Consider the following 12,950-nt stretch of genomic DNA (forward strand, 5'->3'; position numbering starts at 1 on the left):
GCAGGAAATCGCAGTGATGCCTTCGCGAGCAGGCTCGCTCCCACTGTTTACACAGAACGGCGCTGGCGTACCAGATGCTTGAAGCCTTCAAAAATCAACACCAGCACGGCCAGCCAGATCGGCAGGTAGGTCAGCCATTGCCCGGCGCTGATGCTTTCACCCAGCAGTAACGCCACCAGCACCAGCAATACCGGTTCGACATAACTGAGCAGGCCAAACAGGCTGAATGCGAGCATGCGGCTGGCGAGGATATAGCTGATCAGGGCCAGGGCACTGATGCCTCCCAGAACCGGAATCAGCGCGTACAGTGCCGGGCGATGGCTGGCCACATCAAAGCCTTGTTCGCCGCTTTGCACAAACCACCAGGCCACCGGCATCAACAGCAACATGTCGACCCACAGGCCGCCGAGGTTGTCGGTGCCTGAGCGCTTGCGCAGCACGAAGTACAAGGGGTACCCGATGGCCACCACCAATGTGGTCCAGGAGAACCCACCCACTCGATACACCTCGTTGGCAACCCCCAGGGTTGCCAGCGCAGCCGCGATTTTTTGCAGATGGGACAACTGCTCGCCATACACCAGGCGCCCGGTGAGCAGCATGGTCAGCGGCAACAGGAAGTAACCCAGCGAAACGTCCAGGCTGTGGCCGTTGAGCGGTGCCCACAGAAACAACCAGAGTTGCACGCCCACCAGGGCACTGGACGCCAACAGCACGGCAAGGAATTTCGGTTGTTGGCGCAGCCGCGAGAAAATCACCGGCACTAGCCGCCAATCACCGGAAAAACACATGAACAGGGTCATGCAGGGCAGGGTCAGGAGCATCCGCCAGCCGAAGATCTCGGCGCCGCTCAAGGGCCAGAGCAGGGATGTGAAGTAATACATGACACCGAACAGGCTCGATGCCATAACAGACAGAACAATACCTTTGGACACAACAGCCTCGTTGAAACACGCATTTTGATTATTAGAAGTGCGTAGCTTGAGGCTCTGCGAGCTGCAGGGCAAATGCTTGATTGATTGTGGGCGCCAGATAATCAGTGGGAGCTGGTTTGCCTGCGATGCAGACGCCGCGGTCTGTCTGTCAGACCGCGGTGTTGCCATCGCGGGCAAGCCCGGCTCCCACAGGTTGTGCTTGATTATGCGTTTTTGATTCCACGGGTCATGCGCAGTGCCAGCAGGCTGCCACCCACAATGACCGCTGCCAGCAAGTACAGCGCCACGTCAGTGGAACCGGTGGCGTCTTTGACAAAACCCACCAGATACGGGCTGAGGAAACCGGCCATTTGCCCCATTGAGTTGATCAGTGCCAGGCCGCCTGCGGCCGCCCCTGCGCTGAGCATCGCCGTCGGTACCGGCCAGAACATCGGCAAACCGGTCAGTGCACCCATGGTGGCAATGGTCAGGCCCAGAATCGCTATGGCCGGCTGGGTGGCGAAATTCACCGCAATCACCAGCCCCAGCGCACCCATCAGCATCGGCACCACCAGGTGCCAGCGCCGCTCTTTGTGCAGGTCTGCCGAGCGCCCGACCAGCAGCATAAATACCGCTGCCAGCAGGTAGGGAATGGCGCTGATCCAGCCAATCACCAGGGTGTCGCTGAAACCCAGGTTCTTGATGATCGACGGCAGCCAGAAGTTGATCGCGTACACGCCACTCTGGATGCAGAAGTAAATCAGGCCAAAGGCCCAGATGGCCGGGTTTTTGAACACTGCCAGCAGCGAATCGGTGGAAGAGGCCGGCTTGCTGTCCGCGTCCAGGCGATGGTCGGCTTCCAGTACGGCCCGCTCGTGGGCACCCAGCCATTTGGCGTTGGCAAAACTGTCACTTAGCAGGTAGATCGCCAGGCCGCCCAGCAACACTGTAGGCACGCCTTGCAGCAGGAACATCCACTGCCAGCCGGCAAGGCCGCCCTGGCCTGCAGCGAAGTGGCTGAGGATCCAGCCGAAGAACGGCCCACCGATCAAGCCCGAAACAGGAATGGCACACATGAACAGCGCCATGATCCGGCCACGACGAAACGTCGGGAACCACTGCGACAGATACAGCACCACGCCCGGGAAAAAGCCCGCTTCAGCCGCGCCGGTCAGCAGGCGTAGGGTATAGAAGCCAGTAGGCGTGGTGACAAACATCAGGCAGGTCGACAGTGTGCCCCAACTGATCATCATCACTGCAATCCAGCGCCTGGGGCCGAATCGGGTCAGGGCCAGATTGCTCGGTACGCCACACAAGACGTAGCCGATAAAGAAGATCCCGGCACCCAGGCCGTAGACCGTTTCGCTGAACTTGAGGGCGTCAAGCATCTGTAATTTGGCAAAGCCAACGTTTACCCGGTCGAGGTAATTGAACAGATAGCAGATAAAAATAAACGGAATCAAGCGCAGTGTGATGCGTTTGTAGATGGCGTTTTTATCGTCATCGCTGATCAGCGATGCGGTGGCGCTCTGTGACATCTTATGTCTCTCTTTATTATGTTTTTTCACGATCCAGGGGTAACGTTGACCGCAGCTTGAGTCTCGGTCACCACAACGCTGCTGTCTTTGTGCTGTCGCACAGCATTTCGCCAAGCGCTCTGTGCCCGTGAACAAATGTACCCAAGGATAGTCACCCCATGTTTGAACTGGACCACGATTTGGCGCAGGACATCGTTGACCGTGCGATGGCCATTTTGCCTTACAACGTAAACGTTATGGACAGCCAGGGCCTGATCCTGGGCAGTGGCGAGCCCGAGCGTATCAATACCCGGCACGAAGGGGCGCAATTGGTGCTGGCCAATGGACGGGTGGTGGAAATCGACGCACAAACGGCCAAATGCCTTAAGGGCGTGCAGCCGGGTATCAACTTGCCACTGCTGCTCGACCAGCGACTGATCGGGGTGCTGGGCCTGACTGGCGAGCCCGAGCTGCTGCGCACCTATGCCGAACTGGTGCGTATGACCGCTGAAATGCTGGTGGGCCAGCGCTTTCAGCAGGCCGAGCAACAATGGCGACGCCAGCGTTGTGATGACTTGGTGGCTTTGCTGCTCAGCGAGGGCGGTGACTCCCCGCGCCTGATTGATGAGGCCCAGCAGCTGGGGCTCAAGCCGCAGCTGTCTCGCATCCCCTATCTGTTCGAGCTGGGCAAGGGACAAAGTGCCGAGGCTTTGAGTGCCTGGTTGCAATCACGCTACCCGGACAGCTGGTGTGTGTGCCCGGCAACCGGGTCCCTGCTGTGGTGCCGCCCTGCAACCGCTGCACTGGATGATCTGCGTTTGCTGGAGAGGCTCGACGGCCAAGGCTGGCAGGTATTGCGCATTGCTGCGGGCGGGCAGGCCGATGCGCTCAAGGGGTTGCGCCGCTGTTACCGCCGGGTGGGGGATTTGCTGGCCTATGGCCGTGATGTGCTACCGCACACCCGGTTGTTAACCCTTGATCGCTATCGCTTGCCGGTAATGTTGTGGCGCCATCGCAATGATGATGCATTGGAAGAACTGCTCGGCCCGCTGCACAAAGTAGTGGCCAAGGACGCCAATGGCCAATTGATTACCACACTGCGCAGTTGGTGCGAGCACGACGGCCAGAGCCAGGCCTGCGCCGATGCACTGGGGATTCATCGCAACAGCCTGCGTTATCGGATGGAGCGCATCGCGGAATTGAGCGGCGTCGACCCCTTGAGCCTCAATGGCATGCTGGCTCTTTATCTGGGGGTGCAGTTACTGCCCCAGAGCTGAGCATTGTCCAAATGAACAACAAAGCCCGTGATTGCTTGTGCGCCCGACTGGCGTGTTTATGCCCGGTTACTGGCAGCATGGATGGCATAAGAACTGGAGATGCGCCCCATGAAAATCGTGATTGCCCCCGACTCGTTCAAAGACAGTCTGAGTGCCGAAAAAGTCGCCGATGCGATCGCTGCCGGTCTGGCTGATGCCATGCCCCACGCGCAGTTGGTCAAATGCCCGATGGCCGATGGTGGTGAAGGCACGGTCGAAGCGATTGTCGCCGCCGGTAATGGCCAGTTGCGCCGCAATCATGTGCAAGGCCCTCTGGGCGCGCCGGTCGAGGCCCATTGGGGCTGGCTGCCGGACAGCCACACAGCCATCATCGAAATGGCCGAAGCCAGCGGCCTGCAACTGCTCAAGCCGGAGCAGCGCAATGCCTGCATCACCAGCACCTTCGGTACTGGCGAACTGATCAAGGCTGCCCTGGACGCCGGTGCCCGCAGGGTGATCCTGGCTATCGGCGGCAGTGCAACCAACGACGCCGGGGCAGGCGCGTTGCAGGCCCTGGGTCTGGGCTTGTTCGATGCCCAGGGCAATCACCTGCCGCGGGGCGGCCTGGCGCTGGCCCATGTGGCGCGTATCGAACTGTCAGACCTGGACCCGCGCCTGGCCGAAGTACGCTTTGAAATTGCCGCCGACGTCAACAACCCGCTGTGTGGCGAACACGGTGCTTCGGCAATCTTCGGCCCGCAAAAAGGCGCATCCGCCGAACAGGTGCGCTTGCTGGATCAGGCGCTGGGGCACTTTGCCGATCACTGTGCAAACGTGCTGCCCAAGGATGTGCGCCACGAGCCGGGCTCGGGCGCTGCCGGCGGGCTGGGGTTTGCTGCCAAGGCGTTCTTCGGCGCGCAGTTTCGCGCCGGGGTTGAAGTAGTGGCCGAGCTTGTAGGGTTGGCAGAAGCGGTGAAGGGCGCTGACCTGGTGATCACCGGTGAAGGCCGTTTCGATGCCCAGACCCTGCGCGGCAAAACCCCCTTTGGCGTGGCGAGCATCGCCCGCGCTGAAGGGGTCCCGGTGGTGGTATTGGCCGGCACGTTGGGCGAGGGGTATCAGGCGCTGTATGAGCACGGCATTAACGCGGCATTTGCAATTGCCAGCGGCCCGATGACTCTGCAGGACGCCTGCGCCCGGGCAGCGCCATTGCTCACCGACCGGGCGCGGGATATTGCGCGGTTGCTGATCCTGGCCCGGGGTTAAATACCCCCCTGTGGGAGCAGGCTTGCTCGCGAAAGCATCGCTGTGGTTTGCCAGACCGACCGCGTCGTTTGCATCGCAGGCAAGCCAGCTCCCGCATTGAGGCTACACATCACAGAATCGTGTAAGCTTTGCGGCTCTTCGCATTCGACCCTTAGCGAGCCCTATGCCGTCGCTCTTCAAACGCTCCTCGCTGCCTAAACTGCGCAGCTTTCCGTTGTCCGCCGATGCGCTGAGCATCTTGCCCAGCCCTGCGGATTTTCGCCGCTGCCTGCTGGAGCAGATTGCAGGTGCACGCCATCGCATCACGCTGGTGGCCTTGTACCTGCAACAGGACGAAGCCGGGCAGGAGATCCTCGATGCCCTGCACGCCGCCAAGGCCGCGCGCCCCGAGCTGGAAATTGCCGTGGTGGTTGACTGGCTGCGCGCCCAGCGCGGGTTGATCGGTGCAGGCAAACAGCCCGGCAACGCGGCCTGGTATCAGGCACAAACCGCAGCCCACGACACCCAAGTGCCGATTTATGGCGTGCCGGTGCAGACCCGCGAACTGTTCGGGGTGCTGCATCTCAAGGGCTTTATCGTGGATGACTGCGTGATCTACAGCGGTGCAAGCCTGAACAACGTGTACCTGCACAAGCTCGACAAGTATCGCTTCGACCGTTACCACCTGCTGCACAACAAACCGCTGGCTGACAGCATGCAGCACTTTGTCCAGCATGATCTGATCGAGAGCAAGGCCGTGCATCGCCTCGACCTGCCCACGTTGCCTACCACTCGCAGCCTGCGCAGCGCTATCGGGGACTTTCGCAGCCACCTTAAAAAAGCCAGCTACGATACCAGCGCCGGGACTGTCGGCCACTTTGGCCTGTCGGTCAGCCCGCTACTGGGGGTGGGTAAAAACAATCAGCTGAGCCGGGTTATTTGTGAACTGATCGCCAGCAGCCAGCAACAGCTGACCATCTGCACCCCGTACTTCAACCTGCCATTGCCGGTGACTCGTGAAATCAACCGGGCTCTGGAACGTGGAGTGCGGATTGATATCGTGGTGGGCGACAAGACCGCCAACGACTTCTATATCCCGCCGAGCGAACCGTTTCGGGTTATCGCAGCGCTGCCGTATCTGTATGAGCTGAGCCTGCGCCGCTTCGCCAAGAGCCATCAGCGCATGATCGACAACGGTCTGTTGAACCTGCATCTGTGGCGCGAAGGTGACAACACCTACCACCTTAAAGGCATGTGGGTGGATGACCGCTACACCTTGCTGACCGGCAATAACCTCAATCCACGGGCATTCCGCCTGGATCTGGAAAACGGCCTGTTGATCGACGACCCACGCCGTGAGTTGCTGGAGCCGCGCAGCAAGGAGCTGGAGGCTATCTTTGCCCATACGCAACGTATCGACAACTTCAAGGACCTGGAAACCCTGGCTGATTATCCGCCAGCGGTGGCCAAGTTCCTGCGTCGCGTAAGCCGGGTACGGATCGAACGCCTGCTCTACCGAATTCTCTGAGTACCGGTGGGAGCGAGCTTGCTCGCGATTGCATCGACGCGCCGTGACAGGTGCGTCGCTTCTATCGCGAGCAAGCCCGCTCCCACAGGGTATGGTCAGGGTAATTGCGGGATATACACCACGCTGCCACCTTCGCGTTTGTGCAACAACCGGTCGCCATTGTCCGGCTGGCTGGTGAGGGTCTGGTGATCCATGCTCAAGTAGCCAAGGGGCAGGGGATCGCCACTGCGGTACTGGGCAAAAATCAGCGTACGTTGCGGGTTGAAATGCTGGCCGCTGGTTTTGTCCAGCCAGGCCATTAACCCGGCACTGTCGCCATCGCGAGGGTAATCCTGGCTCTGGTCGATATAGAAGAACGGCTCGCCTTCATTCTGCACATACATGGGCAGTTTGTTGTCGACATCAATCATCACCATGCGCCACTGATCCCAGGGCGCCTGCTGGCTGGCCCGCGCTTTCACATCCTGGCCAAACTGGATAACCCCGCCGCCGCCGTTGGACCACGGATAGAACACCCCCAGCACCAACAGCAGTAACGTCGCACTCATGCCGAAACCGATGTTCCAGCGGCGCGGGTTGGTTTTGCCTTGCGCCATGCGCTGGGTCACCCACCAGGCCGCCAGCAGCTGGGCCAACGGCACCAGCGGCAACACGTAATAACTGCGCCGGCTGCCGCTGGCGGTGAAAAATACAAACAGCAAACCCAGCCCCCACACCAGCCACCGCGTATTGGGCTCGATATGCCGCCATTGACGTACGGCCACCCACAGCCCGATCATCCAGAATGGTGCCCAGGGCAGGGTGTAGGCCGGCAAGTAGATCAGGTAGGTGTAGATCGGCCCCATATGGTCAAAGGGGTTGAAGAACCGCACCACGTTTTCACGTAGCACCAGTTCCAGCCCGCTTTCGCCATAGGTGGGCGCGCCATACAGGTGGGACAGCACGAAGGGCAGCATATATACGGCCCCGGCAACCACCAGGGCGAGGAGCAAACGCAGGTTCAGATGACGCTTCCAGCGTTGTTCACTTAGCAGATGAGGCAACAGCACCAGCCCTGGCAGGATAAAACCGATCAGCCCCTTGAGCAGCGAGGTCAGGGACAGCAACAGGAAAAACACACAGTACCGGCTCAGACGGGTGTCATCGGGGCCGCGCCAGTACCACCAGACTGCCGCCAGCAAGCCGAACACCGTAAGGATGTCCGCCGTGGCCACCCGCGCCCAGAATACAAAGTAGAAGGTCGTGGCCAGCATCCAGCCAGCGATCAGCCCGGTGCCCTTGCGAAACAACTGCTCGCCGAGCAGGTACACCAGCCACACGCTTAGCCAGGCGGCAATAACGGATGACAGGCGCAAGGACCAGTTGCCCAGGCCACCCATCAAGCTTGCGGTTGCCGTGATCAGCCAGTACGAGGGCAGGGGCTTGTCGTAGTAGGGCGAGCCTTTCAGATAAGGATCCAGGTAATCACCGCTCTGCAGCATCTGCAGGGCGATATTGGCCCAGCGGGTTTCCGGGCCCCAGAGCTCCCGTGAACCCAGGCCCAGCAACAAGAGCAGGGCAGATACGGCCAACAACACCAGCAAGCCTTTTTGCTCGCTGTTCCAGCGTTTGATCAGAGTCATTCAGGCTGAACCTTGGGAAAGATGAAAATCGCGAGATCACCGCGTTCGTAGCGCTTGCCACCCAGCGGCAGCAGCTCGACTTCGTGGGTTTCCAGTGCCGAATGAGCGCGCATGACCACGCCGACCGAGCCGCGTAAACGTGCCTCCTTCATCCAGCGATCGATGCTATCCATATCAACCTGACGCCCGGCTGAATCGGCATAACCCAAACCATATTTAAGCTCTCCGGTGCTGTTATAGAGCGTGATATCAGGCCGACCCAGGCGCCAGGACAGGGCCGATGCCGCGCCCAGGTCATTGCTGAGCAGCGTGCGGGCCTGACTCAGTTCCTGTACATGCTCGGCAATAAACTGATCGGGCATTTTGCTGTTGATGATCACTCCCGGCATCGCAGCGGGCAACAGCGCCACCAGCACACCCATGCCCATCGCAGGTGCTGCCCACAGCAGCAGCGGGCGTAGGGCTTGCAGGGCGTTGCTAAGCAGCCAGCCCAGCAACACGATATAGGCCAGAGACAGGCTGAACACCTCGGTGTTCTCATACACCGGGCGACTGAATTGCAGGTAAGCCAGTCCAACCAGGCCGGCAACCGCCAATAGCACATTCAACAGGCCGTTGATACGCAGGGTGCGGCCCTTTGCCTGTTCAATCCATGAAACCACGGCTCGGCCCATCAGCAGCGCCAAAGGCAGCAGGCACGGCATGATGTAGGTGGGCAGCTTGCCCTTGCTCATGCTGAAGATGGCCAGTGGCAGCAGCATCCACAACAGCAGAAAGCCGATCGCAGGTTGGCGCTTGTGTTTCCAGGCATCCATCAGGGTTTTCGGCAGCAAGGCCGCCCAGGGCAGGCTGGCGGCCAACAGGATCGGCAGGTAGAACCACCAGGGTTGGGTATGTTGTGCATCGGCCGCGCTGAAACGGCGTACGTGTTCGTTCCAGAAAAAAAACTGCCAGAAGTCCGGTTCCTGATGGTGGATCGCCAGCGCCCACGGCAGGCAGACAGCCACTGCGACAAGGATCGCCAACGGGCCATGGCTCAGCACTTCCTTGACGCGCCGCTGCCACAAGGCATAGGGAGCGGCGATCAACACGGGCAGTAACCAGGCCAGAAACCCCTTGGTCATAAAGCCCATGCCGCAGGCCACGCCCAGCACGGCCCAGGCACCGATGCGCGCGCGGCGGGTGGTGCTGTCAAAGGCATACCAGAGTGCTACCAGACTGAGGTTGACCCAGAAGGTGAACTGCGGGTCGAGGTTGGCATAGCCGGCTTGCCCGGCCACCAGTCCAAAACTCATATACAGCAGTGCGCTGGCAAAACGCTTGCGCGGGTCATGCCACAGGCGCCCGGCAATCAGCCATGCCAGCCAGACACTCAGCCCGGTACTCAGTGCCGAGGCGATCCGCACACCAAACAGGTTGTCACCGAATACAGCTTGCCCGATGGCGATCATCCAGTAACCGGCAACCGGCTTCTCGAAATAGCGCAAGCCCATAAAGTGTGGGGCTACCCAGTTGCCGCTATGGAGCATTTCCTGGCTGATCTGGGCATAGCGGGTTTCGTCAGGTATCCATAAGCCGTGGCTCATCAGCGGCAAAAGATAAAATACGACAAAAGCCAGGATCAAACCGGGTATTGCCCAGCGCTCAACACCTCGAGTGCGGGTATTGCAAGGTACAACGCCAGCCATGCTTTCCATCTGCGCGCCTGTTATCGACGTAAGTTATGGCCAGCACGTTAATCGGGAGGAAGTGGCGGAGAGGTGAAGCCTATGTGAAAAAAATGCGCGTCAAGCAGGGGTTACCCGATACACGCAACGGCGACTGCCTGTGATCATGTGTTCTGTTCGCTCAACCTGCCCCGAGTCCCCGATGGCCGCCTGGAACACTTGCAACTCTGCCCGGCAAAAGCCCTGGCATTGCTGCGCTGCAACACAGATCGGGCAGTGATTTTCGATGATCAGCCAGTTCTCGCCTTCAGCTTCCATGCTCGCCATATACCCGGCGCTGTCGCGTATGGCCACCAGCACCTGAACTTTCTCTTGCAGGTTTCGCCCTTGCTCACAGGCTGCAACGTATTCGCGGGTATTGGCCAGTTCCATGCTCTCGACCACTTTGTCGATCCCTTCATTGCCGTAGATCAGCTTGATTGAATCAATCAACTGCGCCGTGAGCTGCGCATGGGTATTGGGGAATCTGGCTTGAGCGGCATCGGTCAACACCCATTTTTGCGAAGGGCGCCCGGCCCCAACCGGCGGCATCAGGCAGCCAACGATCATGGCGCCGTCTACCAGCTTCTGGACCTGCTGGCGCGCAGCTTCCGGGGTGATATCGAGCATTGCCCCAAGATCCGCGGTTTTCAGCGGCCCGCGGGTTTTCAGCAGAAACAGGATCCGCTCGGCAGTGGCACCGTTGTTGCGTGCAGCATCAGGGGAGTCAGTCGCGAGCATAGAACAAAGCCATCAGGGTAATGAGGTTTATGGGGGGATCATACCGCCTGGAGGATAAATAATTACCAAAGCATTTGCTTTTATAATAGGCTGATTGCATCGAAATGGAACTCAAGGAAGGGAAATGACAACGGCATCGGGATGGTCGGCATTGCTATGGGGCCGCAACGGGCTGCGATCGGTGGCACTGGCAGGCGGAGTGGCGTTGCATGCCATCAACGTGTATCTGGTGACAACCATCTTGCCCTCGGTGGTCAAGGATATCGGCGGGCTGGATTACTACGCCTGGAACACCACACTGTTTGTGGTGGCCTCGATCATTGGCTCGGTAGTGTCGGCCAAATGCCTGTCGGCCCTTGGCCCCAGGCTCGCGTATAGCCTCGCCGGGCTGGTCTTTGCGCTGGGTTGCGGGGTGTGCAGCAGCGCCCCTGACATGGCCGTGCTGGTGTTGGGGCGCACCATTCAAGGCCTTGGCGGCGGACTGTTGTTTGCCCTGCCATATTCAATGATCCGACTGGTGTTCAACCAAACCCTGTGGCCAAGGGCAATGGCCCTGATTTCAGGAATGTGGGGCGCCGCGACCTTGATTGGCCCGGCCGTTGGCGGGGTGTTTGCGCAGTACGATGCCTGGCGTGCAGCATTCTGGGCACTGATCCCGGTGACCCTGCTGTTTATGCTGCTGGCCTGGGCCATGCTGCCCGGAAAAAGCGCCGAGGCATCACCTCGTCTGGTCTTGCCCTGGCTGCAACTGTTGCTGTTGACTGGCGTGGTGATGGCGATTGCCCTGGGCAGCATCAAGCCATCGCCGCTGTATAACGCGCTTGGGCTGGTGATCGGGCTGGTACTGCTGTATGCCGTGTACCGTGTTGAAAGCAGCGACAGGCACCGCATGTTGCCCAAGCACAGCCTGAGCCCTGGCAGTGCGCTATTGCCGATCTATCTGTCGATGAGCCTGATGGTCATTGGCATGACCAGCGAAGTGTTTGTACCGTACTTCTTGCAGGTTTTGCATCTGCAAACCCCGCTGGTGGCGGGCTATATTGCAGCACTGATGGCGGGCGGCTGGACCCTTGGTGCGCTTTACAGCAGCGGCATGGCGCTGGCATCTGCCAACCGGGCAATCTGCTGCGGCCCCGTATTTGTGGTGTCTGGGCTGGCACTGGCGGCTGTCTGTGTGCCGCAAAGCGGCAGTTCATTGATCAGCCTGACCGGCGTTTCCCTGGCAATGATCGGCGTCGGTACAGGGATCGGGCTGGCGTGGCCGCATCTGCTTACCCGAGTACTGGCCAATGTGCCTGAAAGCGAAAAGGACATTGCCGGTGCGTCCATTACCACCGTGCAACTGATTGCCACGGCGATTGGCGCGGCACTGGCGGGGATGATTGCCAATATGGCCGGTTTATCCGCTCCGGGTGGCGTGGAGGGTGCCGCCAATGCTGCGGCCTGGCTCTTTGGCCTGTATGCCGTGTTGTCTGCGTTGCTGTTTATAACGGTGCGACAGGTGATTGCCCATAGTGCAAAGCGCTGAATCCGCCAGAAATCATGCCTGTGTCGATTTGTCGCAGGCATTGCTGCATCCCCCGGTTTTACAGGCTGCCGGCGCTGTAGTGCACCATTGAGGGGCGTGACTGCCGTGCGACAGCCTAGCGACAGTGGTAAATTCTGCGCCCATGCAACACGTCTACCCCACAGCAATCGTGCGCGCCAAGCCGGTCACTCCTGGCATCGGGCAGCGTACACACCTGCCTGATAATACGCAGGTTAAAGGCCTTTTCCGTTGGAAAAGGCCGCTTAAAGGAACCTGACATGAATGATTTACTGACTCGCCGCCGCGTAGTCACCGGTCTTGGCTTGCTCAGCCTGGGCTTGATCGCAGGTTGCGACCCTGGCAGCGGTTTGTCATACAAGTACGGCAAAGACCTCAGCAATGAAATCCTCGGGCGCAAGTTCAAGCTCAGGGATGCTCAAGGCAACGAGATGATGCTGGGTAGTTTTCGCGGGATGATGCCGATGATTTTCTTCGGCTTTACCCAGTGCCCGGCCGTGTGCCCGACCGCCCTGGCCCGTGCCGCCCAGGCGAAGAAAATGATGGGCCCCGACGGCGACCGCTTGCAGGTGGTGTTTATCACCCTGGACCCGGAGCGCGACAAGCCGGCGATGCTTGATGCCTATGTAAAAGCCTTTGACCCGAGCTTTATTGCCTTGTCCGGCACCCTGGAAGAAACCGCGGCTACGGCCAAGGAATTCAAGGTGTTTTACGAGAAGATCCCTACCGGTGACTCTTACACCCTGTCTCACACCGCAACCAGTTTCGTTTTCGATTCCCGTGGTGTGTTGCGTCTTGGCCTGTCGCCTTCACTGTCAGCCAAGCAGTGTGCCGAAGACCTGCTCACCGTGATGTCAGTCTGCTAATCCTGTGCACTT

10 protein-coding genes are annotated in these 12,950 nt (G+C 59.7%); 5 read left to right on the top strand and 5 right to left on the bottom strand.

Features of this window, described 5'->3' with window-relative positions; all coding sequences use genetic code 11:
- Nucleotides 1-47: 47 nt before the first annotated feature.
- A complete protein-coding gene (gene rarD, locus GHO42_RS05685) occupies nt 48-932 on the bottom strand; it encodes an EamA family transporter RarD (RefSeq protein ID WP_133144606.1) in 885 nt (294 codons plus the stop codon).
- Between the two features lie 203 nt (nt 933-1,135).
- Nucleotides 1,136-2,449 (bottom strand): MFS transporter, encoded by a 1,314-nt coding sequence (locus GHO42_RS05690; protein WP_153326047.1) that lies wholly within the window; start codon nt 2,447-2,449, stop codon nt 1,136-1,138.
- Between the two features lie 158 nt (nt 2,450-2,607).
- Between GHO42_RS05690 and GHO42_RS05695 the strand changes: the two genes are divergently transcribed.
- The 3 genes from GHO42_RS05695 (at nt 2,608) to pssA (ending at nt 6,457) form a co-directional block, all read left to right on the top strand.
- The gene (locus tag GHO42_RS05695; RefSeq protein WP_095000255.1) at nt 2,608-3,705 is read left to right on the top strand and encodes a sugar diacid recognition domain-containing protein; all 1,098 of its coding nucleotides are present in this window, start codon (nt 2,608-2,610) and stop codon (nt 3,703-3,705) included.
- 108 nt (nt 3,706-3,813) lie between these two features.
- Nucleotides 3,814-4,950 carry a glycerate kinase gene (locus GHO42_RS05700; RefSeq protein ID WP_153326045.1) on the top strand — a complete coding sequence of 379 codons (1,137 nt, stop codon included), beginning with the start codon at nt 3,814-3,816 and terminating at the stop codon, nt 4,948-4,950.
- 163 nt (nt 4,951-5,113) lie between these two features.
- Nucleotides 5,114-6,457 carry a CDP-diacylglycerol--serine O-phosphatidyltransferase gene (gene pssA / locus GHO42_RS05705; protein WP_133144608.1) on the top strand — a complete coding sequence of 448 codons (1,344 nt, stop codon included), beginning with the start codon at nt 5,114-5,116 and terminating at the stop codon, nt 6,455-6,457.
- Between the two features lie 95 nt (nt 6,458-6,552).
- Here the strand turns inward: pssA and GHO42_RS05710 are convergent, their stop codons facing one another.
- From GHO42_RS05710 to GHO42_RS05720, 3 genes are all read right to left on the bottom strand, one after another.
- The gene (locus GHO42_RS05710; RefSeq protein ID WP_153326043.1) at nt 6,553-8,079 is read right to left on the bottom strand and encodes a glycosyltransferase family 39 protein; all 1,527 of its coding nucleotides are present in this window, start codon (nt 8,077-8,079) and stop codon (nt 6,553-6,555) included.
- Nucleotides 8,076-9,776 (bottom strand): lipid IV(A) 4-amino-4-deoxy-L-arabinosyltransferase, encoded by a 1,701-nt coding sequence (gene arnT, locus GHO42_RS05715; protein ID WP_095019940.1) that lies wholly within the window; start codon nt 9,774-9,776, stop codon nt 8,076-8,078. The genes GHO42_RS05710 and arnT overlap by 4 nt, the downstream gene beginning before the upstream one ends.
- Before the next feature lie 90 nt (nt 9,777-9,866).
- Complete coding sequence (locus GHO42_RS05720) at nt 9,867-10,526, bottom strand: metalloregulator ArsR/SmtB family transcription factor (RefSeq protein WP_095000252.1); 660 nt, start codon at nt 10,524-10,526, stop codon at nt 9,867-9,869.
- A 124-nt stretch (nt 10,527-10,650) separates the two neighbouring features.
- On the opposite strand from GHO42_RS05720, the gene GHO42_RS05725 reads away from it, so the two are divergent.
- Together GHO42_RS05725 and GHO42_RS05730 are read left to right on the top strand one after the other, a co-directional pair.
- Nucleotides 10,651-12,054, top strand: coding sequence for an MFS transporter (locus tag GHO42_RS05725; RefSeq protein WP_095000251.1), 1,404 nt, complete (start codon nt 10,651-10,653; stop codon nt 12,052-12,054).
- A 278-nt stretch (nt 12,055-12,332) separates the two neighbouring features.
- Nucleotides 12,333-12,938: an SCO family protein gene (locus GHO42_RS05730; RefSeq protein ID WP_016780913.1), complete on the top strand. Its 606-nt coding sequence runs from the start codon at nt 12,333-12,335 to the stop codon at nt 12,936-12,938.
- The last annotated feature ends 12 nt before the right edge of the window (nt 12,939-12,950 follow it).

The organism is Pseudomonas sp. FSL R10-0056 (assembly GCF_009600105.1).
In the GTDB taxonomy this organism is placed as follows: Bacteria; Pseudomonadota; Gammaproteobacteria; order Pseudomonadales; family Pseudomonadaceae; genus Aquipseudomonas; species Aquipseudomonas bubulae.

Coding starts and splice junctions, on each gene's coding strand:
- GHO42_RS05690 (WP_153326047.1), bottom strand. CDS start 2,449: ATGTCACAGAGCGCCACCGCATCGCTGATCAGCGATGACGATAAAAAC.
- GHO42_RS05695 (WP_095000255.1), top strand. CDS start 2,608: ATGTTTGAACTGGACCACGATTTGGCGCAGGACATCGTTGACCGTGCG.
- GHO42_RS05700 (WP_153326045.1), top strand. CDS start 3,814: ATGAAAATCGTGATTGCCCCCGACTCGTTCAAAGACAGTCTGAGTGCC.
- pssA (WP_133144608.1), top strand. CDS start 5,114: ATGCCGTCGCTCTTCAAACGCTCCTCGCTGCCTAAACTGCGCAGCTTT.
- GHO42_RS05710 (WP_153326043.1), bottom strand. CDS start 8,079: ATGACTCTGATCAAACGCTGGAACAGCGAGCAAAAAGGCTTGCTGGTG.
- arnT (WP_095019940.1), bottom strand. CDS start 9,776: ATGGAAAGCATGGCTGGCGTTGTACCTTGCAATACCCGCACTCGAGGT.
- GHO42_RS05720 (WP_095000252.1), bottom strand. CDS start 10,526: ATGCTCGCGACTGACTCCCCTGATGCTGCACGCAACAACGGTGCCACT.
- GHO42_RS05725 (WP_095000251.1), top strand. CDS start 10,651: ATGACAACGGCATCGGGATGGTCGGCATTGCTATGGGGCCGCAACGGG.
- GHO42_RS05730 (WP_016780913.1), top strand. CDS start 12,333: ATGAATGATTTACTGACTCGCCGCCGCGTAGTCACCGGTCTTGGCTTG.